The organism is Streptomyces sp. NPDC093097 (assembly GCF_044754325.1).
Classification (GTDB): domain Bacteria; phylum Actinomycetota; class Actinomycetes; order Streptomycetales; family Streptomycetaceae; genus Streptomyces.
Window position 1 is genome coordinate 83,644 of sequence record NZ_JBIVOW010000022.1, and the last position, 22,019, is coordinate 105,662.

Here is a 22,019-nt window from a genome sequence, read left to right on the forward strand (position 1 = left end):
GTCACCACACCTCTCCCTGCTTGCGCAGCGCCCGGCGGTAGCCGACGGCGACGAGGGCGAGGAGGGCGAGGATGACCACGCCCCAGGTGGCGGAGGCGGAGAAGTTGCGGGGGCTGTCGACGAAGGAGAGCCGGTAGGCGTAGGTCACCAGGATCTCGGTGGCGTCGCCGGGGCCGCCCCTGGTGAGCAGGAAGATCACCGGGAACATGTTGAACGTCCAGATGGTGGAGAGCAGGATCACCGTGCTGCTGACCGCGCGCAGACCGGGCACGGTGATGTGGCGGAAGCGCTGCCAGGGCCCGGCGCCGTCCATCTCGGCGGCCTCGTAGAGCTCACCGGGGATGGACTGGAGCCCGCCGAGCAGGGCGACGAGCATGAAGGGCACGCCCAGCCAGACGTTGACCGCGATGACCGAGAGCTTGGCCCAGGTCGGGTCGTTGAGCCAGGGCACGGCGTCGATGCCGCCGCCGGCCAGCAGCTTGTTGAGGATGCCGTTCTTCTCGTTGTAGAGCATCCGCCAGGTGAAGACGGAGATGAAGGCGGGGACGGCCCAGGGCAGGATCAGCGCCAGGCGGTAGAAGGTGCGGCCGCGCAGCGTGCGGTTGAGCAGGGTGGCCAGCGCCAGGCCGGTCAGGAAGGTGAGCGCGACGCAGGCGACGGTCCACACCACGGTCCAGCCCAGCCGGTCCCAGAAGACGCCGTCGGTGAGCACCGCGCGGTAGTTGGCCAGACCGGTGAAGTGGTAGGTGGCGGGGATGTGGTTCATGCCGATCGAGCGCTCGACATTGGCCTCGTCGGCGTCGGTCAGCGAGAGATAGACGCCGCGGACGAGGGGTATCCCGATGATGACGCCGATGACGAGGACGACCGGGGCCGCCATCGTCCAGGCGTACCAGTGGGTGGAGAGCGCCCGACGGATCCGGGCGGTGGGCCTCACGTGTAGTCCTTGAGCAGCTTCCGGTAGGCGTCCCCGACCGTCTTGGCGGCCTGCTCGGGCGTGGCGGAGCCGGTGAGCACCTTGTTCATCTGGACCTTGAGCGGCTCGAAGAGCGCGTTGCCCTCGGCGATCCAGGGGCGCTGGACGGCGCCGTCGACGGCGGGCTTGAAGAAGGAGACCATCTCGTTGTGCTTGACCGCCGGTACGTCGTAGACGGACTTGCGGGTGGGCAGCAGGCTGAGCTTGTCGGTGGTCTCCTGCTGGACCTTGGCGGAGCTCATGTACTTCACGAAGGCGTAGGAGGCCTGGAGGTTCTTGCTGCCGGCGTAGACGGAGAGGTTCCAGCCGCCCTGCGGGGAGCCCTGGGCGGCGGAGCCGCCGGGGACGGGGGCGACGCCGAGGTTGCCCTTGTCCGCGAACTGCTTGCCGGCGCGGGCGCCTTCGATGTCCCAGGGGCCGTCGATCGCCATCGCGACGGTGCCGTCCTTGAGGGCCTTGAGCTGGTTCTCCTGGCCGTCGGTGGCGTCGGTGACGGCGGCCTTGGAGTCCACCAACTGCTTGATCGTGCGGAACGCGCGGACCCCGGCGGCGTTGTCGATGGTGACCTTCTTGTGGGCCGCGTCGACCATGTCGCCGCCCTCGCCGTAGAGGTAGGGCAGGAACCAGTAGGGGTCGTCACCGCGCAGGTAGAGGGCGGTGGCGCCGGTCTTCTCCTTGATCTTCCGGGCGGCGGCGGCGAGTTCGGTGACGGTCTTGGGCACCGGAACGCCGGCGTCCGCCAGCAGCTTCTTGTTGTAGAAGAGCCCGAGGGTGTCGATCACCTGGGGCGCGGCGTAGGTCTTGCCGTCGAACTTGGTCGAACCGACGGCCTGCGGGAGGTAGTCGCCGGTCTTGTCCAGGGCCGGGGTGCCGTCGAGCGGGGCGAGGTAGCCGAGGTTGGCGAAGTCGGCGACCCAGGCGACCTCGGTGCGGATCACGTCGGGGGCGCCCGCGCCGCCGCCCGCGGCGTTCTTGAACTTGGCGTTGGCGTCGCCGAACGGGACGTTCACATAGGCCACGTGGACCTTGGGGTGCTCCTTCTGGAAACCCTCGGCGAGCTTCCGGTAGGTGGCCTTCTCGGCGTCGTTGGAGGTGTCCCAGAAGGTGACCGTTCCGGACAGCTCGCCGCCGGCCGAGCCGCCGCCGTCACCCCCGCCCCCGCATCCCGTCGCCGCCAGCGCCAGGCCCGCTACCAGCACGGTGGCCAGAGCGCCACGTATGCCACGCCGCATGTGAACTCCTTTGGGAAAGCCTCGGTTGGCGGTTCAGGAACGTAACAGCGCCGCAAGCAATCCGAAAGATGTTGCGAGAGTTTTCTGCAAGAATTCCGGAAGGGGCCGCGGCGCACTGACCGGAACGGGCCCCTTCGGGGCCTTCGCGCACCGTCACCCGCCGCCCGCCCACGCGTTGACTTCCCTGGAAGCACCTTCGCCCCACGACCTGACAGGGACGGCAGATGACCCAGGAGCTCACTTCCCCCAGCCCCGCCCCCCAGGCCGCCGGACCGGACCGAGGCCGCGGATGGTGGCGCGACGCCGTCATCTACCAGGTCTACGTCCGCTCCTTCTCCGACAGCGACGGCGACGGCATCGGCGATCTGCGCGGGGTGCGCGAGCGGCTCCCCCACCTCAAGGACCTGGGCGTGGACGCCGTCTGGCTCACCCCGTTCTACGCCTCGCCGCAGGCCGACGGCGGCTACGACGTCGCCGACTACCGCGCCGTCGACCCGCTGTTCGGCACCCTGGCGGACGCCGACGACCTGATCCGCACCGCGCACGCGCTGGGCCTGCGCGTGATCGTCGACATCGTCCCCAACCACACCTCCGACCGGCACCCGTGGTTCACCGACCCCGAACTGGCCCGGCAGCGCTACGTCTTCCGCCCCGGCAAGGGCACCCGCGGCGAACTCCCGCCCAACGACTGGGAGTCGGTCTTCGGCGGCCCGGCCTGGACCCGCACCGACCGCGGCGACTGGTACCTGCACCTCTTCGCCCCCGAGCAGCCGGACCTGGACTGGGAACGCCCCGAGGTGCACGAGGAGTTCGCCGCCATCCTGCGCTTCTGGCTCGACCTGGGCGTGGACGGCTTCCGGATCGACGTCGCGCACGGCATGGTCAAGGCGCCCGGCCTGCCCGACATCGGCCACGGCGCACAGGCCCGGCTGATCGGCTCCCAGGTCCTGCCGTTCTTCGACCAGGACGGGGTGCACGCCATCCACCGCACCTGGCGCCGACTGCTGGACGGCCACCGCGAGGCCGGCGGCAGGGAGGTGATCGGGGTCGCCGAGGCATGGGCGCCCAGCGCCGAGCGGCTGGCCCTCTACGTCCGCCCGGACGAGCTCCACCAGGCGTTCAACTTCCAGTTCCTGAGCGCCCCGTGGGACGCCGACGCGCTGCGCGGGGTCATCGACTCCTCACTGGCCGCCACCGTCGCGGTCGGCGCGCCCACCACCTGGGTGCTGTCCAACCACGACGTCGTCCGGCACACCACCCGCCTCGGCGGCCTCGCCCGGGCCCGGGCCGCCACCCTGCTGATGCTGGCGCTGCCCGGCTCCGCCTACCTCTACCAGGGCGAGGAGTTGGGGCTGCCGGAGGTCACCGACCTGCCGGCCGAGGTGCGCCAGGACCCGGCGTTCTTCCGCGGCAACGGCCAGGGCGGCGACGGGGCGTCGGCCGCCGACGGTTCCGGCGACGGCGGCCAGGACGGCTTCCGGGACGGCTGCCGGGTGCCGCTCCCCTGGTCCGGCGCGCTGCCGCCGTACGGCTTCGGCCCGGGCGGCAGTTGGCTGCCGCAGCCCGCCGACTGGGGCCGGCTGAGTGTGGCGGCGCAGACCGGCGACCCGTCGTCCACGCTGGAGCTGTACCGCGGCGCGCTGGAGCTGCGCCGCCGGCTGCCGGGCCTGGGCGACGGGGAGATGGCCTGGCAGCCCGCCCCCGAAGGGGTGTTGGCCGTCCGCCGCCCCGGGATGCTGTGCACCGTCAACACCCGCCCCGGGGACGTGGAGATCCCGCTGCCCGGGGAACTGCTGCTCGCCAGCGCGCCGGTGGCCGCCGGCGGCACGTCGGCGGTGCTGCCGGGGGACAGCTGCGTCTGGTGGGCAATCTGACATGCGACCGGTACAGTCCATCTCCATGACCGCCCGGCTAGCCGACATCGCAGCACAGGCGGGTGTCAGCGAGGCCACCGTCAGCCGGGTTCTCAACGGGAAGCCCGGCGTCTCCGCCACCACCCGCCAGTCGGTGCTGGCCGCCCTCGACGTGCTGGGTTACGAGCGGCCGGTGCGGCTGCGGCGGCGCAGCGCGGGCCTGGTCGGGCTGATCACCCCGGAGTTGGAGAATCCGATCTTCCCGGCGTTCGCCCAGGTCATCGGGCAGGCGCTGACCCGCCAGGGCTACACCCCGGTGCTGGCCACCCAGACCCCGGGCGGCTCCACCGAGGACGAGCTGACCGAGATGCTGGTGGACCGCGGGGTGGCCGGCATCATCTTCGTCTCCGGACTGCACGCCGACACCGACGCCGACATGGGGCGCTACGACCAGCTGCGCGGCCAGGGCGTGCCGTTCGTCCTCATCAACGGCTTCTCCGAGAAGGTGCAGGCGCCGTTCGTCTCCCCCGACGACCGGGCCGCGGTGGAACTGGCGGTGACCCATCTCACCGCGCTGGGGCACCGGCGGATCGGGCTGGCGCTCGGACCGAAGCGGTTCGTGCCGGTCCAGCGGAAGATCGAGGGGTTCCTGGCCTGCGTCCAGGAGCAGCTGGGCCTGGACCGGGCCGCGGCGGAGCCGTTCATCCAGCACTCCCTCTACTCCCTGGAGGGCGGCCAGGCCGCGGCGGCCGCGCTGATCGAGCGGGGCGCGACGGCGATCGTCTGCGCCAGCGACATGATGGCGCTGGGCGCGATCCGGGCGGCCCGGCAGCGCGGACTGGACGTGCCGCGGGAGATGTCCGTCGTCGGCTTCGACGACTCCCCGCTGATCGCGTTCACCGATCCGCCGCTGACGACGATCCGGCAGCCGGTGCCGGCCATGGGGCAGGCGGCGGTGCGGGCGCTGCTGGAGGAGATCGGCGGCACCCCGGCGCCGCACAGCGAGTTCGTCTTCCACCCCGAGCTGGTGGTCCGGGGCTCGACGGCGTCGGTGCCGAAGGCGGCGCCCGGGACGGCGAAGGTGCCCCGCCCGCTGCGGGCCGCCCGGTAGGGCGCAGGGGCCCGTCCCCCGAGGTAGCCCTTGATGAGGACCCCGTCCTCCTGGAGTGCGAGACGGGGGTGCCGCTCACCCGACCGGAGGGTGATCTGCCGTGCGTCCGTTTCTGGCAGACTGTCTGGCTATGGGTGATGCGCATCTGAGGACTCTGGAGGACCTGCCAGCCATCCCGCAGCCGAGCGGGGAGCGGACGGACCGTCCGGCCGAAGGGCGTCGGCTGACCCGGCTGAGATCACCGCGCTCACCCCGGCTCTGGTTCGAGATCCTGCTGATCGCGGTCAGCTACTGGACCTACTCGATGATCCGCAACGCGGTCCCGGAGCAGAAGACGCAGGCGCTGCGGAACGCCGACTGGATCTGGCGGGCCGAGCACGCCCTGGGCATCGCCGTGGAGCACACCGTCAACCACGCCGTGAACTCGGTGACCTGGCTCATCGTCTCGATGAACTACTACTACGCGACGCTGCACTTCATCGTGACGATCGGCGTGCTGATCTGGCTCTACCGCTGGCATCCCGGGCGGTACGCGGCGGCCCGGCTGGCGCTTTTCGCGACCACCGGCGTCGCCCTGGTCGGCTACTACTTCTACCCACTGGCGCCGCCCCGGCTGATGCCGGACGGCGGCTTCGTCGACACCGTCATCGAGCACGGCACCTGGGGCTCGATGGCGTCCGGGAACCTCGCATCGATGTCCAACCAGTACGCCGCCATGCCGTCGATGCACATCGGCTGGTCGCTGTGGTGCGGCCTGACCATCGCGCTGCTGGCGAAACCGCTGTGGACGAGGGCGCTGGGCCTGCTGTACCCGGCCACGACGCTGACGGTGATCGTGTCCACCGCCAACCACTTCTGGCTGGACGCGCTGGGCGGGGTGCTCTGCCTGGCGTTCGGCTACGCGCTGGCCGGCGCCTGGTACGGGGGGCTGCCGCACCGGATGGCGCGGTACGTGGGCATGGTGGAGCCGGCGCCCCTCAAGGCATGACCCCGCGCGGGAGCGATCCCGCGCACCGGGCGGCGGCGCCCCGCGGGCCGCGGCGGTGACCGGGCCGGCGCACCCGCGGGCGCCGCGGGCCGACCGCGGCGCCCGGCGGGGCGCCGCCGGCCCCGTCACCCCCCGTAGAACAGCTCCTCCACCACGGCGCGGGCCCGCCGGGTGGTCCGCCGGTAGTCGTCGAGCATCTCCCCGACGTGCCCCTCCTCGTAGCCGAGGTAGCGGCCGACGGCCGCCAGCTCCCGGGCGTCCGCCGGGAAGGTGTCGCCGGCCCGGCCGCGCACCAGCATCACCGCGTTGCGCACCCGGGCCGCCAGCACCCACGCCTCATCCAGCGTCCGGGCGTCTTCGGTGTCGATCAGTCCGGCGGCGTGCGCGGCGGCCAGCGCGTCCCGGGTCCGGGTGGTGCGCAGCCCGGGCAGCTCCCAGCCGTGCCGCATCTGCATCAGCTGGATCGTCCACTCCACGTCGCTCAGGCCGCCGCGGCCCAGCTTGGCGTGCGTGGTGGGGTCCGCGCCGCGCGGCAGCCGCTCGGACTCCATCCGGGCCTTGAGCCGGCGGATCTCGCGGACCGCGTCCTCGCCCAGGCCCTCGGCCGGGTAGCGCAGCGGGTCGATCAGCTCGACGAACCGCTGCCCCAGCTCCATGTCGCCGGCGACCGGCTCGGCGCGCAGCAGCGCCTGCGCCTCCCACACCAGCGACCAGCGCCGGTAGTACGCCGCGTACGAGGCGAGGGTGCGCACCAGCGGGCCCGACCGGCCCTCCGGGCGCAGGTCCGCGTCGATCGGCAACGGCGGGTCGGAGGAGGGGAGTTGGAGCAGCCGGCGCATCTCGTTGGCGACCGCGTGGGCGGCCTTGGCGGCCTCCTGCTCGTCGGCGCCCTCCCGCGGCTCGTGGACGAACAGCACATCGGCGTCCGAGCCGTAGCTCAGCTCGTGGCCGCCGAAGCGGCCCATGCCGATCACCGTGAACCGGGTGGGCAGGGTGTCGCCCCACCGCGCGCGGACCGCGGCGCGCAGCGCGCCGGCGAGGGTGGCGGCGTTGACGTCGGAGACCGCCGAGCCGACCGCGTCGACGGCGTGGCCGTGGTCGGTGTCGGCGGGGCTGGACTCGGTGCCGTACGCGCCGATGACGTCGGCCGCGGCGGTGCGGAACAGCTCGCGGCGGCGCACCCCGCGGGCCACCGCCACCGCCGCCTCGGCGCCGTCCGCGCGGCCGACCGCGGCCAGCACCTCCTGCTCCAGGGCGGCCCGGCCGCGCGGCTGGAGCCCGTCGGCGGCCCCGAGCAAGGCGACCGCCTCGGGGGCGCGCAGCAGCAGGTCGGGGGCGAACCGGCCGGCCGACAGCACCCGGGCGAGGTTCTCCGCCGCGGCGCCCTCGTCGCGCAGCAGCCGCAGGTACCAGGGGGTCTTGCCGAGCGCGTCGGAGACCTTGCGGAAGCCCAGCAGGCCGGCGTCCGGGTCGGCGGAGTCGGCGAACCAGCCGAGCAGCACCGGCAGCAGCGTCCGCTGGATCGCCGCCTTGCGGCTCACCCCGGACGCCAGCGCCTCCAGGTGCCGCAGCGCGGCGACCGGGTCGGCGTAGCCCAGGGCCTCCAGGCGGTGTCCGGCGGCCTTCGCGGAGAGCCGGGCCTCGCCGACCTCCAGGTGGGCGACGGCGTCCAGCAGCGGCCGGTAGAACAGCTTCTCGTGCAGCCGGCGCACCTCGCGGGCGTGCCACTTCCACTCCCGGCGCAGCGATTCGACCGGTTCGGTGCGCAGCCCCAACGACCGTGCCAGGCGCCGCAGTTCGGACTCGTCCTCGGGCATCAGATGGGTGCGGCGCAGCCGGAACAGCTGGATCCGGTGCTCCAGGGTGCGCAGGAAGCGGTAGGCGGCGTCCAGCGCGGCGGCGTCCTGGCGGCCCACGTAGCCGCCGGCGGCGAGCGCCGCCAGGGCGTCCAGGGTGGTGGCGCTGCGCAGCGTGGCGTCCATCCGGCCGTGCACCAACTGGAGGAGCTGGACGGCGAATTCGACGTCCCGCAAGCCCCCGGGGCCGAGCTTGAGCTCCCGGTCGACCTGGGCGGCGGGGATGTTCGCCACCACCCGGCGGCGCATCTGGCGGACGTCGGCGACGAAGTTCTCCCGCTCGGCGACGTCCCACACCATCGGGGCCAGCGCATCGACGTACTCCTGGCCCAGCGCCAGGTCGCCGGCCATCGGGCGGGCCTTGAGCAGCGCCTGGAACTCCCAGGTCTTGGCCCAGCGTTGGTAGTACGCGAGGTGGCTGGTCAGGGTGCGCACCAGCGGTCCGTTGCGGCCCTCGGGGCGCAGGTTGGCGTCCACCGGCCAGATGGTGCCCTCGGCGGTGCTGTCCGAGCACAGCCGCATCATCCGGGAGGCGAGCCGGGTCGCGGCCTGGAGCGCCTTGGCCTCCTCGGCGCCCTCCCGCGGCTCGGCGACGTAGACGACGTCCACGTCGGAGACGTAGTTCAGCTCCCGGCCGCCGCACTTGCCCATCCCGATGACCGCCAGCCGGCACTGCGCGGCGTCGCCGGGCTGCTCCTCGTAGGCGATCTCCAGCGCGGCGCGGACGGTGGCGGTGGCCAGGTCCGCGAGCTCCGCCGCGGTCTCGGCGACGTCGATGGTGCCGCACACGTCGCGGGCCGCGATGCCCAGCAGGCAGCGGCGGTAGGCGACGCGCAGCGCGTCCGCCCGCGGCCGGTCCGCGCTCCGCTCGCCCCAGACGCCCTCGGCCAGCGCCCGCTCGAAGTACGGGGTGGCGGGGTGCAGTTCGACCGACTCGTAGGTGACCAGCGACCGCCAGTCGCCGGGGTGCCGGACGAGGTGGTCGCCGAGCGCCTCGGACGCGCCCAGCACCCCCAGCAGCCGGTCGCGCAGCGGTTTGGCGGCCACGAGCGTGGTCAGCAACTCCTGCCGCTCCGCCGGGTCCAGCGCCTCCACCAGCCGGACCAGGCCGCGCAGCGCCAGGTCCGGGTCGGGCGTGCCGCCGAAGGCTTCGAGGAGCACCGAGTCCTCGCGTACGGGAGCGAGTTCGGGGACGCCGAGCAGCGTGTCGGCCGCGGAGGGGTCGGTGAAACCGTGCCTCAGCAGCCGGGTGAAGGTGCTGCTGCGCCGTCCCTGCGGAGCGGGTAGTGCCATGGGGCGGCCTCTCGGTGGCTGGTCGGCTCGGACACGGGAGCGGGCCCGGGCTTCACAGCACCGGCAGCATCTTGCGCAGCTCGAAGGCGGTGACCTCGGAGCGGTACTCCTCCCACTCCTGCTTCTTGTTGCGCAGGGATTGATGCACGGCGCTCTCCATGTGGACTGACTCTACCGGCGCTCACCCTGACCAGCGATGGAGCCGGTGTTGTTGGGTGTCATTGGCCGTCCTCGGGGGCCCTCGGACGGCCCAGAGACGGCCCGAAAGTCTCCGCCGGCCCCCATCCCACACAAGCCCGATCATGAACGGTTCAGCGATTTGCATGCACTCGGAGGCACTATGTCACTCGCCCGCTACGCTGGGATCCACCACCAGAGAGACGGAGGCGCCCCCCGAATGGGACCGAAGACAGCCAAGGTCTACGAGACGCTGCGCTCGCTGCTCGCCTCCGGCGAGTACGCGCCCGGCGACAAGCTGCCCTCGGAGCGGACCCTGGTGGAACAGCTCGGCATCGGCCGCACCGCGCTCCGGCAGGTGTTGGCCCGGCTGGTCGCCGAAGGCGCGCTGGAGGCACACGCCCGGAGTTCGTACCGAGTCCCGGGGGCCGTGAGCGTGAAGGCGCCTGAGGGGCTGGAGCCGTGGCAGATCCACGGCGAGCGCGACATCTACGACAACAAGTGGGTCAAGCTCCAGCTCTGGGACGTCGAGCCTCCCGGAGTGGAGCGCTTCGAGCATCACGTAGTGCGGCTCCACCACGTCGCCGTCACTGCCGTCCTGGACGACCAGGACCGCGTGCTCATGCTCTGGCGGTACCGCTTCGTCCCTCAGCAGTGGGGCTGGGAGCTGCCCGGCGGGATCGTGGACGCCGGTGAAGATCCGGCCGAGACGGCGCGCCGCGAGGTCGAGGAAGAGACCGGGTGGCGCCCGAAGTCCGTAGAGCACGTAGTCACCTACCAGCCCATGGTGGGCATGGTGGACTCGCCCCACGAGATCTACGTGGGGCATGGCGCCGGGCGCGTCGGGGACCCGACGGACTTGGAAGAGGCCGGCCACATCGAGTGGGTACCTCTGGCGGACATCCCCGGGCTGATGGCCCGCGGGCAACTGCTGGGGTCCGGCACCCTCGTCGCCCTGCTCCACATCCTGGCGAACCGCGAGAAGGCGCGCTCTACAGCTTCGAGCTGAGGAGGTCGAGGCGGCGGCGTTGGCGAACCGATCCAGTCCGGTTCGCCAGCAGTCGGGCCTGTCGCACCTGAGCGTGCGCATCGTCGTACTCAGCCCGCGCCAGATGGGCGTGCGCAAGGTCGATGTGCAGTCCGGCCTGAGCGCGTACGAACGTGGGATCCATCGCTTCCAAAGCGTCGTACAGGCTGCTCACGGCCCCGCCGTCGCCCAGTATCGCCAGGACGTGCCCGCGCCAACGGGCGAGGTGCCCGCCGTTGAGGAAGATGCTCGCCAGTCCCGGATCGCGAGCCTCCGGGCCGGGAGGGATCACCGCGGCCGCGGCATCAAGTGCCCGGCGAGCGTCATCGGGCATTGCCGCGTGGGCGCACAGTTCAGCCTCGGCCGCATGCAACCACGCCAGCAGGCGTGGAGACCCTTCCCCGCCGAGCGTGCGCTGCGCCTCGCGGATGAGGTCCACGCCGAGGGCTGGCCGGCCAGCCTCCATGAGGACGTACGCCTGCTCGGCTGTGGCATGGGCGAGGTGCATCGGCGCTTCCGCGTCGCGGGCGGCCCGTTTCGCGAGTTCATAGTGTCGCCATGCTCGATCCACCGCGCCGGCGTCGATGGCCTGCCATGCCGCGAGCGTCGAGGCGCCCACAAGCGCGAGGGCGACGGGACGGCGGGCGCTGGGCAGCACAGCGAAGGTCAACGTCTCTTCAAGCCGGGCCAGGTGCCCCGTCATCTGGTCGACCAGTGCCGACGCGCCCCGCTCGCGGTCCATCGTGCGCAGCACCTCGGTCTGGTCATTGAACGCCTTCACCATCGACTCACTGACGCTTCGCGCTGAGTCGATCCTGGCCAGAAGCTCGTCGTACCCGTCGGCCATCGTTGGTTCGGACGCGGAAGGAGAAGCCCTCAACTCCGCGTCCGTGACGCCCAGAAGTCGCCGAAGAATCGCCGCGTAGCGGTCCGAAATGGCGCGCCGGCCGTTCTCCCACTCGGACACGTAGACCTTCAAGCTCGCGCGAGAAGCAACGTCGATGACGTGCCGACGAGCGAAATGCTCGATCTCGCGAACCAGTCGCTCCTGGGACCATCCGCGCGCCGTACGGATGGTCCGAAGTCCCCCTGCGCTCACAGGTAACCACCTAGCCATAGCAACGGTTGCCGTTCACCTCAGGATGCCTCACGTCGCCGCAGGTCAACAGGGGTTAACGGCAACGGGGTTAACCCCTGTTGGCTACCGGCACCCACGCCCTGCCGGGTCTCCTGAAGGTCCACAGAGGGCGGTGACGCTGACTCAATCCAGCAATCTATCTTGACTCTGGTGCGCACCAGATGCCAACCTTCTGGTGCGCACCAGAAGGCGAGCGAGTTCCAGCCTTCTGTGTGCACAAAGAACTCAACAGTGGACGAGGCCCGCGCGATCGGCCTCGCTGGTGTCCTCCAGTCGTGGAGGACTGAAACGCAATCCCCGGGGAGGGTGCGAGAAGCGGCCAGGAACGCGCCGTGAAAGGAGATGACTTCCGCCGAGTTCGCTCGGCAGCCCCGATGGTCGTAGGCCGGGTTCGACTCCCGGCCGGGGCACGCCGGCACAGCCGGATCACATGAGTGCGCCGCCCGGGGTGCGACCCGGACGGCGCGTGCCACAGGCACCTGTCGAGAGGAACTACCTGTGAACGCCCACAGCATGGCACCTCCCACCGCTACCTCGCACCCCACCGACAGCGACCCCGACATGGGCGAGGCGCTGCGGCGGGTTCGCGCCGGTGGTGGTTCCCAGTGAGTGAGATCACCGAGCAGCAGGCCGCCGACGCGCTCGCCCAGCAGAACATTGAGTCGGCCCGGCAGGCCGCCGAAGCGGCCGAGGCTGCCCGGCAGCAGGCCGCGGCGCTGCGGGGTGAGAGCCAGTGAGCGAGCCCGAGCCGCAGCACGACCGCGCGCCCGAGTCCACTGACCAGCTGCCGTCGCTGCCCCAGCGGGAGCCCGGCGGCTCCCTGTAGTCCCGGTCATGCCCAGCCCGATAGTCGGGGCCCGCATCACGCACTTCGCGGCGATGCGGGCCCTGGCCCGTTACGACGTACGCCACCCCGTGGCCACGCGCTGCTCGCCGCGGCGGCCGGCGCCGCCGGCCACCAGGTCTACGACATCCACGCCTCAGCGCCTCGAAAGGACCGCAATGAATAAGAAGCTCGCCGCTGCGCTCACCCGGGACGACCGCCTGGAGGACGCCGGCATGCACGCCGATGACCGCTCCACCTGCCACACGCACCAGTCCTGGGCCGAGGACTGCGAGGACCGCCACCGGCAGCCGACCGCCGGGCAACTGCTCGCCGAGGCCCACGAGATCGAACGGATCCGTCGCTCCTGACCGATCCGGCAGCCCGATAGTCCCGATGGTCGCAGGCCGGGTTCGACTCCCGGCCGGGGCACTCACCCTCCTCACCCGCGTCTGCCCGGCGCGGGCCCATCTGACGGCGCGCGGCCCCGGTGTTGGAGCACCGGGGCCGCTGAGGGCCGTTCCACCGTTCCAAGGAGCCAACGACCCATGAAGATTCTCTCGCTACGCATGCTGGCCGCAATCCACCAGGCGGAGCATGACCGAGAGCCGACCCGCGTCGAACTGGCGGCGATCGAAGCCGAGATGCCCCTCATCCAGGCCGAAGTCGAGTTGCTGGACGCGCAGATCGCGCTGCTGGATCGCCTTCCGTCCGAGCTGGACGAGCGCCAGCTGCGCCGGGCGCGGCGCCGCGTGCTCGCCGCCCGCCGCGCCCTTGCCAACAAGGGCGCCGAGGAGAACCCGGAGGCGGCGGCATGAGTACCACGTTCGCGGCGCTGTCCGCCGCTCCGTTAGCGGTCGGGTGGGCCGCTCACACCCTGGTGTGGCGTCGCCGGATCGAGGCGGCCCGCCGGGATCCGGTGACCGGGCTGCCGGGCCGGGCCGTCTTCGAGGTCCAGGCTCCGCGGCTCCTGGCCGCCGGCACCGCCGTGCTCGTCATCGACCTGGACGGCTTCAAGGCCCTCAACGACCGCCACGGCCACGCTGCCGGAGACGCGGCCCTGGCCTTCGCCGCGCGTTCACTGGCCACCGCCGCAACGCTCATGGACGGCTGTGCGGCACGGCTGGGTGGCGACGAATTCGCCCTGGCCGCACCCCTGTTGCATCCCGATGACCTGCCCTACGAGCTGTCGAACCTCCACGAGAGGATCTGCGCGCCGTTCGACTTCGACGGCAGGCGGGTTTCGGTGGGAGCGTCGATCGGCGCCGTCCTGGTCGAGACGGGTCCCGTGCCGCCGCTGGGGCGGCTGATGCGGCGGGCTGATGAGGCCATGTACGCGGCCAAGCAGGCCGGGGGCGGCTGGGCCATCTCCACCAGCGGCGGCCCGGCCCTGCCCACCGTCAACGGCCGCCGCGCAGGCCGCCAGGGCGCGGAGGTGACCCGATGACGGACCTCACCGCCCAGATGTCGAACTACCGCGGCTGGTGGTTCTTGTACGTGGTGCTCTACGGCGCGTCCCACTGGCCCGAGCACAACTGGGGCAAGGGCGCGGCGATTCCCACGCCGGCCGAGCGCGCCGCAGCGCTTGACGCCCTCGGCTACGAGGTGCCCGACGACGCCGAGTGGACGTGGATCGAGGACAGCGAAGTGCCCGGCGACCCGTCGAGCCCGGTGCGCCTGAGCGCCCGCATCACCGTTCGTGCGAAGGAGACGCCGTGATCCGCATTGTGACCCGGGCCCGCCTGAACTCCCTTGAACAGCAGGCAGAGGACGCCCGCGCCCGCGCCTGGGAGATGGAGGCGGCAGCAAACACCGCGGCCGACAGCCACGCCCACACCGCACGAAGCCTGACCACGCAGCTGGACACGGTCCAGCACGCCGCCGATGTGGCCCGCGCCGAAGCCCGACGCCTCGAAGTGGCCCTGGGCTCCGCAGAGTCCGGACTGACGGCGGCCCGCGAAACGTTGGCCAAGCAGGCGCAGCAGATCAAGGCCCTGCAAGGAGACCTCGACACCGTGCTCGGGGCTGTGGTGCTGCTGAACTACGGCCGCCTGGTGAGCGTCCACCCCACCGGCGAGGCGGCTCGGCGGCACGCCGAATCCCTAGGGTGCCCTGTTACCGGTTGGGGGCCTGGGAGCGGTAGGCCGGCGTCCGAGGTCGAGTGGCGCACCGTCCTGCTGTCCCGCTTCGCGGTCGAGGACGGCGGTGGTGCCGGATGATTCCCCAGCTGACGAACCTGCTCCCGGGCGCCCCGGGGTGGGTGTCCTGGGCGGCCCCGCTGATCGGCGTGCTGCTCGCGGTAGCAGTGGCGATGTGGGTCGTGGGGCGGCTGCGGAGCTCGGCGTGGCTGTCCGGCATCGGCCCGCAGGCGATCGTGGCGCTGGGCGGCGTAGCCGTCTCAGTGTTCGGCCTGTGGGGTTTCGCCACCGAGACCGTCCACCTGCCGGTTCCGCTGGCGGTGGCGTTCATCGGGGTGTTCGACGCGGCGGAGATGACGCTGCTGGTGATGCTCTACCGCACCGCCGACCCCGAGGTCGGTTGGACGCGTGAGCTGCACCTGATGCATCGCACCGCCTGGACCTTGGTCGCCTTCTCCGGTGCCATGAACGCCATCCACGCGCCGAACTGGTGGGCCCGGCCGGTCCTGGCCGCGGTCCCCGCACTCGCCGCGTGGCTGATCGAACTGCAGCTGCGCAGCAAGCTCCACGCGCCCGATGTCGACGACGCCGACGCGCGGCCGGGGCCGGCGCGGCTGGTGGCGCTGCTGTGGCAGCACGCCTGGTCCGCGCTGTTCGCCCTGTGGGGCCTGGACGCGAACTCCTCGTCGTCCGCGATCGCGCGCTCCGCGATGGCGCAGCGCGCGGCCCGGCGCCTGTATCGCTTCCGCCTGGTCCTGGACGCCGAGGTCCCCGACCGGGAGCGCGCGAAGCGGCGGGCCGACCGCAAGCGGGAAGGGCTGCAGGGCCGGGCGCAGAAGGCCTTGGACCGTGCGGACATCGCGACCGACCGTCGTCAGGCGCTGGCGATGGCACGGCGGATGGTCACCCTCACCGGCGTGGAAGACCTCGCGCGGCTCGACTACTCCGATCCGCGCGCCGTGCAGAAGAAGATCGAAGACCTGTCGGTCACCGCGTCCGTGGAACGGATCGAGGTCTCCGAGCTGGCGGAGGAGGCGGAGGCTGCGCGGCAGCGCGCGGAAAGCGCGCGGCTCGAAGCCGAGGACGCGCGGCAGCGCGCGGAAGACGCGCGAGACCGCGCGGCAGACGAACTCGCCACCGCGCGTAAGACTCTGGAGGAAGTCGAGGAGGCGCGCGACGCGATCCTTCAGGATCACGACGGTGTGGCCGGTGCGGTGGAGGCTGCGCGGCAGCGCGCGGCGGATGCGCGGCAGGCGGAGCAGGACGCGCGGAAGCGCGCGGACGACATCATCACCGCCGCCAACGCCGACGCCAACCGGCTCAAGACCGACGCCCAGAACGCCTGGGACCGGGCCCAGGACGCGCTGAAGGAGCAGCGAAAGCACCTGGACTCCCTGGCCGCGCAGTGCCGCGAAGCGGAGGACCTGGCCGAAGGCCGCCAGCAGACGTTGGAGCAGGTCAACCGGGAGATCCAGGAGGCCACTCTCCTCCGCGACCGGCTGCGCGGTGACCTGGCCGCCCTGCGGCCCGAGGCCCCCGAAGCCGCCCTCACGGGCGAGGGACCGGTGTTCAGGTCGGAGGCAAAGCAGCGCGGTTGGGAGTACTACCTGCACACCCTGACCGCCACCGAAGGCCGCATCGAACCCACCGCTGCCGACATGGCCAAGCGGTTCGGAGTAAGCGACGGCAACGCACGCAACTGGGTCACCGAGTTCCGTGCCGCGCGCGCCGCGCAGATCGCCGCGCACCAGCCGCGCGCCGCCGCGCACACGGCCGTCAACGGCCACCCCGCCACCGTCTAGGAGACACCATGAACATCACCACCGACGCCCCGGCTTCGGGCCAGGGCACGCAGCTGGTGCCCTTTCACTACGTCATGTCCGGCCACACCCAGCGCGGCGAGGTCGGGCTGGTCTCCGGCGTCGTGGAACTCGACCTGGCCCGCCCGGAGGCCACGCGGGAGGGCGCCTTCCGGTACGTCCTTCAGCTGATGACTGAGCAGATGGGCACCCGGGTTTTTTCGGTCCTGCACTTCTCCTTCGAGCGCAACGCGCTCTGACTCGATGTCCGGTCACCGGCGCCCCGACCTCGCTTCCTAGGGCCACGTCGGGGCGCCGGTGTACTCCGAAGGAGCGTTACCAGTGTCTGACACTGCAACAGAAGTCACCAGCACCGCCCCGGTCGCGTCCGGGGCGGGCGAGGGTGCCGTGCTGGAGGGCACCCCGGTCCCGATCGAGTTCACCCTCACCCACTCCCCGAGCGAGGTCTCCACACCGGAGCAGGAGCGGCCGGCGCGGCGTCTGCGGGCGTTGCCGGTCGCGCTGTTCGGAGCGGAGGCGGTCTCGACGGGGTCGGCGGCCGTGTACTCGGCGGCCGGCATGACCGGCGCGCTGACCGCGGCCGGCGTCACCGTCGGCGCCGCTGCTCTGGCCGGAGCAGGCGTCGCTGCTGTCCGGGCCCGCCGCAATCGCCGCGGCCCCAGCGGCGGCCGTCGGCCTGGTGCCGGCGGGCTGGGGCGTGGGGGTGGAGGCCGTACGGCATCCTTCGGCAGCACCGGCCTGGGCCACGCTGGTGGCGCGGGCTCCCGCGGCCGAGCGGGGCACCGTCAGGGCCGTGGCGGAGGCTATGCGGCAGGTGGCGGGCCGTGGTCGTCCGCGGCCCAGCGCAGTGGCCGTAGCGGCGCCGGCACGGCCCCCTCCCGGTCCGCCCCGCACACCGCGGCAAGCACCGCCACCTCCCCGCATCACCGGCCTGGCTCACCTCACCTGCGCTCGCCCCGCTCCGGCACTGCCCCGTTCACGGGTGGTGTCGGCGGGCGGGGCGGGCGCTCAGGTGCCGGCTCGCCTTGGTCGGCCCGGTCTGGTGGGTCGGGTGGGGTGTCGTTGTCGAAGCCTGCGGGAGGGTCGCGGTCGACGCTGGCCGCGGCTGCCGGCCGCGCCGTGCGGGCGGCAGCGGGTGGCGCGCGATCTGCGGGCCAGAGGGCCACCGGTCTGTGGGAGAGCCCGGCGGGTCAGTCGCTGCGGGACCGGATCCGGCAGGGCCGCCGGGAGTTGGCCAAGAGGGGGAAGGCGGCCGTGCCGTTCCTGCTGCGGAGTGCTCGCGCCGGTCTCGTGGCCGGCGCCGCTGGGCTGCTGGCCAGCGTGCCGGGGCTGCTGCTGAAGGGCGTGGCCGCCGCCTCCGGTGGCCTGCTGCGCTTCTTCGGCCTGGCCCCGCGCACCGGCAAGCCGTGGGGACAGCGTTTCGCCCGCTGGGGGCCGAGGGCGGCGAAGTGGGTGTTCGCCAAGCTCATGCGGTCGGCGAAGGCCAAGTACGCCGACGCGGTCCGCGACGACGTCCTGACCGACTTCCCCGAGCCCGGCCGCCGCATCAGCAGCAGCGGGTTTGCCTGGTCGACCGATCATTTCGGAGGGAATCTGGTGTCCGTCTTCACTCGCGAGACCGAAGCGGTCCGCGACGCCTACGCAGGGTATGAGCCGCCGATGATGCTGGCGGTCGCCGCCGAATACTGGGGGCTGCCTGAGGGGTTGACCTCGACGGGGGAGGCGATCCGGCAGCTGGCGGTGAACACCGCGGACAAGTACCCGGCGGACAAGCGCATGGCCGACCAGGTCGCGCAGGTCTACAGCCTGCTGCACCAGGCCGCGCAGAAGGCCGCCGAGGTCGGCCCGATCTTCGCCAAGGCCCACGAACACGACCTGCGGCGGTACGAGGAGCCGCGGCCGGGCGAGCACATGTGGAACATCCTCGAACGCCGCCAGGACGGCGGCTACGACCAGCGGCAACCGTCCCACTTCGTCGCGGTCACCCAGGACGTCGCACACGTCTACGCCCGCTACGAACCCGGCCACATGAAACAGGTCGCTGCCGAGTACGAGGGCATCCCCACCGGGATTGAGAACATCGCCGCGGCCGTGCAGCTGCTCCAGGTCCGCAGCAATGAGCGCTACCCGGTCGACAAGGCCGTCGTCGACGCGCTCGCCGACGTCCACACCCTCCTGCTCAAAGCCGCCTCTGCGGCGCAGGAGTTGATGCCGTCCTTCCGCCGCCTGCATGCCCCCGACATCGCCCGCCACGAAGCACCGCGCAACGGCGAAGCCATGTGGGACGTGTAGCTCCAGCTCATCCTCTCTGCTCTGCGGGCCGGACACACCCGGGTGTGTCCGGCCTGCGCTTGTTCCCACGCGTGTTTGAGGAGTTCACGATGGCTCGCAGTGCGCCTGCCCTGGACTGGGCCTGGCACCTGACCCCCGCCACCTCCGCCGCCGTAGTGGCCGGCGGCGCCTACAGCATCGCCGCCGTCGGCCAGACCGGCGGCCTCCCTGCTTCCTACGCTCTCCTGGTCGGCGTGGCCGGCGCCGTAGCCCAGGGTGGCGCCGACCTCTACCAGCACCGCCCCCACGGCCATCTGGTCGCCCGGTGTGCGGCGTGGTTGGCCGCAGGCGGCTGGACCGCCGCCACCCTGGCGTCCGGCACGGCGTTGTCGTGGGCGTCGACGGGCTGGTGGGCGGCCGGCACCGCGGCCGGCGTCACCCTCGCCCACGGCCTGGTCCGCGCCGAGGAGACCGCCAAGGCCCAGCGCGCCTCCCGACGGCTGCAAAAATGGGCCAACACCCGCGCCAAGGAATGGGACGAGCGCCTGGCCCACCTCTTCCGCCTGGACGGACACAAGGTCGAAGGCGTCAAGCCCTGGAAGGGCGACGTCGGCTACACCGTCCGCGTCAGCATGCCCTCCGACACTCCGGAACTCCCCGCGGACGCGGTACGGAAGCTGTCGGCGGATCTGCGGCTGCCCAAGGGCGGCGGCATCCAGATCCTCGACGGCGAAGTCCACGGCGAGGTCCACATCCGCGTCACCGCCAAAGACGTCCTGGCCGAGACCCTCGACTTCCCCGACGACCTGTCGGCCACCAGCATCTACCAACGCCTCGAACTCGGGCTGCTGCCCGACGGCGAGCCCGCCAGCATGCCGATGGCCGACACCTGCGCCCTGGAGATCGGGCAGACCGGATCGGGCAAGTCGAACCTCATCAACGTCACCAACGCCCAACTGCTACGCACCGTCGACGCGGTGGTCTTGCACCTGGATGTGACCGGCGCCGGCATCAGCCTGCCCTGGCTGCGCTCCTGGGCGATCGACGGCACCAGCCCGGTGCCGCTGGTCGACTGGACGGCCGACACCGTCGAAGAGGCGCACATCATGCTCGATGTCGTCATCGCCGCCATCAACACCCGCAAGATGGCCTACCAGGACCTGATGCACGACGTCGACGACGACAAGATCCCCGTCAGCCCCGAGGTCCCGGCCATCATCCTCGTCGTCGACGAGATCGCCGAGCTGCCCTACGACCTGCTCACCAAGCTCGACACGGTGGTCAACACCGGCCGTGCGGCCCGCGTGCGGACGGTGATCTCCGGGCTGCGGGCCACCCAAGACGTCATCACCGCCGCGATGAAGAAGCAGTCCCGGTCCCGGATCGGCATGCGGGTCTCGGACCCCGAGGAGCTGAGCCACCTCTTCCCCAGCGGCGGCTCCCGCCTGGACCCCAAGGCCGCCGCCCACAAAGGCTCCGGCCACCTCGGCGCCCCGGATGAGGACGACGTCGACGGCGACCCGAGCCCCTTCAAGTGCTACCGGATCAAGCCGAAGGTCATCAACGCCATCGCGCCCAAGCTCGCCGACCGCCGCCCGGCCTTCGACGCGATCAGCCTCGACACCGAGCCGGGCCGCTACTACGCAAGCCGCTGGGGCCGCATCCTGCCCCGCCTCTACAAGGGCAAGAACCTCCACGCCGCCACCCACCCCTACACCCAACTCGACGTCCTCTGGCCGCCCCTGGACCAGATCACCGGCACCCCCGTCACCACCGGGGGCAAGCCCCGCACCACCCCACCCGCCCCCACCGCAACCCCTGCCGGCGATGGCGGCGGCGAGAGCGCTCCGGCCCGACCGGCACAGTTCGGCTCGCAGGCCCTGGCCGCGCTGCTGGCAACATCCGCCACCGCGGCCGACCCGGTCTCACCCGCCGAGCCGTCGCCGGCCGCCGGGAGCGAAGGGGAGGTGATCCGGGCGGAGTTCGGCCGGGTCGTGCAGCAAGCCGGCACCCCCGCCGACCGCCCCAACCCCGTCCCGCAGTTGCTCGCCGACGCCCACAACACCGTCGTCGCCGCCGGCGGGCGGATGTTCACCGCCGACCTGGCCGCCAAGCTCGACATGGAACCGCTGGTCCTCGGCAGCGAACTCGGCAAGCTCCTGCGCGACGTCGGCGTCGAGCGCCCCGGCAAGGGCAGCGTCCGCATCGGCAAGGGCGAACCCAAGTCCGGCTACCTCGCCGAGACCCTCGCCGCCGCCATCCGCGCCTACGCCACCAACAACGCACAGTAACCGCCAGCGGGTGTGGGGGCCTCCCACAGAGAACCTCCCACATGCCTCCCACAAGCCCCCACAGCCCTGTGGGACTCCCACACGGCTGTGGGAGGCACTGACCTGCGCGTGGGGGCGTGGGAGTCCCACAAAAAACATGCCCCCTACCGCCCTTGAACCCGCTCCAGGGGCGTTTGGGGCGCTTCCTTCCGTGGGGTGTGGGACTCCCACACCCCGGCCCCGTCACAACTACAGAAGGTGACAGCAGTGGTCCTGTCGATCAGCGCTCTGGTCCTGTTCGCACTCCTGACGATCGTGATGCTGCGTACCCGCTACCTCACCGTCGGCGGTGCCTTCACCGCCGCCTGCCTGGGCTACTTCCTCGCCACCAGCGGCGCCGCTCCGGCCATCCACACCTTCTTCACCAGCATCACCGCCGGCATCGCCGCCCTGACCCACTCCTTCGGATAGGCCCCGCCATGACCCTCACCCGCATGACCTCCGCCGAAATCTCCGAACTCCTCGACCACACCGACATCTGCCGACTCCTCGACAAAGACACCACCCGCCTCCTCAACGCCTCCAACACCCCCACTTCGACCACGACTTCGGCCCCCACCTCCAAGGACCAGGTCGACCCGGCGGAGATCGAGGCCATCTGGCGCCATATCCGCGCACAACAGCCCACCGTCCAGCCCACGCAAGTCCCGCAGTCGGCGCCTGAGCCCGGCAGGACGGACGCCCCGCCGGCCGCGCAGCCGATCCCGGCCTGGGCCAAAACGACGGCACTTCTGGCGCCGACCGTCGGCGGCGGCATCGCCATCACCGCGGCCGGCCTGTCCGCCGCAGCCCCCGGACTCGTCGCGGTCAGCCACGTCCTGTGGTCCACCGTCGCCGCCCTCGCCGCCGGAGGGGCCGCCGCAGCCGCCCTCATCGGCCGCATCAAAGCCCGATCCACCGCAGCACACCGCCCGCACATCACCCAACACATCACCTCAACCGGCCTGTTCGGCCGCGTCAACGGCACCATCAACCACCGCTAGGAG

The 22,019-nt window shown here is 71.9% G+C and carries 20 protein-coding genes and 1 pseudogene; 16 read left to right on the top strand and 5 right to left on the bottom strand.

All coding sequences use genetic code 11. The annotated features are described in order from the left end of the window. Position 1: 1 nt before the first annotated feature. Both ACIQE0_RS30545 and ACIQE0_RS30550 read right to left on the bottom strand, forming a co-directional pair. Positions 2 to 937 carry a carbohydrate ABC transporter permease gene (locus ACIQE0_RS30545; RefSeq protein ID WP_402338355.1) on the bottom strand — a complete coding sequence of 312 codons (936 nt, stop codon included), beginning with the start codon at positions 935 to 937 and terminating at the stop codon, positions 2 to 4. After that, positions 934 to 2,208, bottom strand: coding sequence for an extracellular solute-binding protein (locus ACIQE0_RS30550; protein ID WP_366331923.1), 1,275 nt, complete (start codon positions 2,206 to 2,208; stop codon positions 934 to 936). Before ACIQE0_RS30550 ends, ACIQE0_RS30545 begins: the two co-directional genes overlap by 4 nt. Before the next feature lie 224 nt (positions 2,209 to 2,432). Here ACIQE0_RS30550 and ACIQE0_RS30555 point away from each other — a divergent pair, with 224 nt between their 5' ends. From ACIQE0_RS30555 to ACIQE0_RS30565, 3 genes are all read left to right on the top strand, one after another. After that, positions 2,433 to 4,082, top strand: coding sequence for a glycoside hydrolase family 13 protein (locus ACIQE0_RS30555; RefSeq protein WP_402338359.1), 1,650 nt, complete (start codon positions 2,433 to 2,435; stop codon positions 4,080 to 4,082). A gap of 25 nt (positions 4,083 to 4,107) precedes the next feature. After that, positions 4,108 to 5,172, top strand: a complete 1,065-nt coding sequence (locus tag ACIQE0_RS30560; RefSeq protein WP_366331925.1) for a LacI family DNA-binding transcriptional regulator — start codon at positions 4,108 to 4,110, stop codon at positions 5,170 to 5,172. A 130-nt stretch (positions 5,173 to 5,302) separates the two neighbouring features. Next, on the top strand, positions 5,303 to 6,160 hold the full coding sequence (locus tag ACIQE0_RS30565; protein ID WP_402338362.1) for a phosphatase PAP2 family protein: 858 nt from the start codon (positions 5,303 to 5,305) through the stop codon (positions 6,158 to 6,160). Between the two features lie 125 nt (positions 6,161 to 6,285). Here ACIQE0_RS30565 and ACIQE0_RS30570 read toward each other — a convergent pair whose 3' ends face one another. After that, complete coding sequence (locus ACIQE0_RS30570; RefSeq protein WP_366331927.1) at positions 6,286 to 9,309, bottom strand: bifunctional [glutamine synthetase] adenylyltransferase/[glutamine synthetase]-adenylyl-L-tyrosine phosphorylase; 3,024 nt, start codon at positions 9,307 to 9,309, stop codon at positions 6,286 to 6,288. 52 nt (positions 9,310 to 9,361) lie between these two features. After that, a pseudogene (locus ACIQE0_RS30575) lies at positions 9,362 to 9,445 on the bottom strand (glutamine synthetase); the annotation flags it as partial. A 261-nt stretch (positions 9,446 to 9,706) separates the two neighbouring features. On the opposite strand from ACIQE0_RS30575, the gene ACIQE0_RS30580 reads away from it, so the two are divergent. After that, on the top strand, positions 9,707 to 10,495 hold the full coding sequence (locus ACIQE0_RS30580) for an NUDIX domain-containing protein (RefSeq protein WP_402338365.1): 789 nt from the start codon (positions 9,707 to 9,709) through the stop codon (positions 10,493 to 10,495). Here ACIQE0_RS30580 and ACIQE0_RS30585 read toward each other — a convergent pair. Continuing rightward, entirely contained in the window at positions 10,479 to 11,516 is a 1,038-nt protein-coding gene (locus ACIQE0_RS30585; protein ID WP_402338504.1) for an XRE family transcriptional regulator, read from the bottom strand. The genes ACIQE0_RS30580 and ACIQE0_RS30585 overlap by 17 nt on opposite strands. 740 nt (positions 11,517 to 12,256) lie before the next feature. Between ACIQE0_RS30585 and ACIQE0_RS30590 the strand changes: the two genes are divergently transcribed. From ACIQE0_RS30590 to ACIQE0_RS30645, 12 genes are all read left to right on the top strand, one after another. Then, the gene (locus tag ACIQE0_RS30590; RefSeq protein WP_402338368.1) at positions 12,257 to 12,388 is read left to right on the top strand and encodes a hypothetical protein; all 132 of its coding nucleotides are present in this window, start codon (positions 12,257 to 12,259) and stop codon (positions 12,386 to 12,388) included. 265 nt (positions 12,389 to 12,653) lie between these two features. Next, positions 12,654 to 12,845, top strand: a complete 192-nt coding sequence (locus ACIQE0_RS30595) for a hypothetical protein (protein WP_402338371.1) — start codon at positions 12,654 to 12,656, stop codon at positions 12,843 to 12,845. 177 nt (positions 12,846 to 13,022) lie between these two features. Next, complete coding sequence (locus ACIQE0_RS30600; protein ID WP_402338372.1) at positions 13,023 to 13,292, top strand: DUF6284 family protein; 270 nt, start codon at positions 13,023 to 13,025, stop codon at positions 13,290 to 13,292. Next, the gene (locus tag ACIQE0_RS30605) at positions 13,289 to 13,921 is read left to right on the top strand and encodes a GGDEF domain-containing protein (RefSeq protein WP_402338375.1); all 633 of its coding nucleotides are present in this window, start codon (positions 13,289 to 13,291) and stop codon (positions 13,919 to 13,921) included. The genes ACIQE0_RS30600 and ACIQE0_RS30605 overlap by 4 nt, the downstream gene beginning before the upstream one ends. Then, positions 13,918 to 14,193 (top strand): DUF6303 family protein, encoded by a 276-nt coding sequence (locus ACIQE0_RS30610; RefSeq protein WP_402338378.1) that lies wholly within the window; start codon positions 13,918 to 13,920, stop codon positions 14,191 to 14,193. Before ACIQE0_RS30605 ends, ACIQE0_RS30610 begins: the two co-directional genes overlap by 4 nt. Beyond that, positions 14,190 to 14,693, top strand: a complete 504-nt coding sequence (locus ACIQE0_RS30615; RefSeq protein ID WP_402338381.1) for a hypothetical protein — start codon at positions 14,190 to 14,192, stop codon at positions 14,691 to 14,693. The genes ACIQE0_RS30610 and ACIQE0_RS30615 overlap by 4 nt, the downstream gene beginning before the upstream one ends. Beyond that, positions 14,690 to 16,414: a hypothetical protein gene (locus ACIQE0_RS30620; protein WP_402338384.1), complete on the top strand. Its 1,725-nt coding sequence runs from the start codon at positions 14,690 to 14,692 to the stop codon at positions 16,412 to 16,414. The genes ACIQE0_RS30615 and ACIQE0_RS30620 overlap by 4 nt, the downstream gene beginning before the upstream one ends. A gap of 8 nt (positions 16,415 to 16,422) precedes the next feature. After that, positions 16,423 to 16,671 carry a hypothetical protein gene (locus ACIQE0_RS30625; RefSeq protein ID WP_402338387.1) on the top strand — a complete coding sequence of 83 codons (249 nt, stop codon included), beginning with the start codon at positions 16,423 to 16,425 and terminating at the stop codon, positions 16,669 to 16,671. A 1,015-nt stretch (positions 16,672 to 17,686) separates the two neighbouring features. Beyond that, a complete protein-coding gene (locus ACIQE0_RS30630) occupies positions 17,687 to 18,724 on the top strand; it encodes a hypothetical protein (RefSeq protein WP_402338390.1) in 1,038 nt (345 codons plus the stop codon). Positions 18,725 to 18,813: 89 nt separating this feature from the next. Then, a complete protein-coding gene (locus ACIQE0_RS30635; protein ID WP_402338393.1) occupies positions 18,814 to 20,994 on the top strand; it encodes a hypothetical protein in 2,181 nt (726 codons plus the stop codon). 237 nt (positions 20,995 to 21,231) lie between these two features. Then, positions 21,232 to 21,444, top strand: coding sequence for a hypothetical protein (locus tag ACIQE0_RS30640; RefSeq protein ID WP_402338396.1), 213 nt, complete (start codon positions 21,232 to 21,234; stop codon positions 21,442 to 21,444). 23 nt (positions 21,445 to 21,467) lie between these two features. Beyond that, entirely contained in the window at positions 21,468 to 22,016 is a 549-nt protein-coding gene (locus ACIQE0_RS30645) for a hypothetical protein (protein ID WP_402338399.1), read from the top strand. Positions 22,017 to 22,019: the final 3 nt, after the last annotated feature.

Coding starts and splice junctions, on each gene's coding strand:
- ACIQE0_RS30570 (WP_366331927.1), bottom strand. CDS start 9,309: ATGGCACTACCCGCTCCGCAGGGACGGCGCAGCAGCACCTTCACCCGG.
- ACIQE0_RS30635 (WP_402338393.1), top strand. CDS start 18,814: ATGGCTCGCAGTGCGCCTGCCCTGGACTGGGCCTGGCACCTGACCCCC.
- ACIQE0_RS30595 (WP_402338371.1), top strand. CDS start 12,654: ATGAATAAGAAGCTCGCCGCTGCGCTCACCCGGGACGACCGCCTGGAG.
- ACIQE0_RS30620 (WP_402338384.1), top strand. CDS start 14,690: ATGATTCCCCAGCTGACGAACCTGCTCCCGGGCGCCCCGGGGTGGGTG.
- ACIQE0_RS30610 (WP_402338378.1), top strand. CDS start 13,918: ATGACGGACCTCACCGCCCAGATGTCGAACTACCGCGGCTGGTGGTTC.
- ACIQE0_RS30565 (WP_402338362.1), top strand. CDS start 5,303: ATGGGTGATGCGCATCTGAGGACTCTGGAGGACCTGCCAGCCATCCCG.
- ACIQE0_RS30555 (WP_402338359.1), top strand. CDS start 2,433: ATGACCCAGGAGCTCACTTCCCCCAGCCCCGCCCCCCAGGCCGCCGGA.
- ACIQE0_RS30600 (WP_402338372.1), top strand. CDS start 13,023: ATGAAGATTCTCTCGCTACGCATGCTGGCCGCAATCCACCAGGCGGAG.
- ACIQE0_RS30625 (WP_402338387.1), top strand. CDS start 16,423: ATGAACATCACCACCGACGCCCCGGCTTCGGGCCAGGGCACGCAGCTG.
- ACIQE0_RS30645 (WP_402338399.1), top strand. CDS start 21,468: ATGACCTCCGCCGAAATCTCCGAACTCCTCGACCACACCGACATCTGC.
- ACIQE0_RS30605 (WP_402338375.1), top strand. CDS start 13,289: ATGAGTACCACGTTCGCGGCGCTGTCCGCCGCTCCGTTAGCGGTCGGG.
- ACIQE0_RS30560 (WP_366331925.1), top strand. CDS start 4,108: ATGACCGCCCGGCTAGCCGACATCGCAGCACAGGCGGGTGTCAGCGAG.
- ACIQE0_RS30550 (WP_366331923.1), bottom strand. CDS start 2,208: ATGCGGCGTGGCATACGTGGCGCTCTGGCCACCGTGCTGGTAGCGGGC.
- ACIQE0_RS30580 (WP_402338365.1), top strand. CDS start 9,707: ATGGGACCGAAGACAGCCAAGGTCTACGAGACGCTGCGCTCGCTGCTC.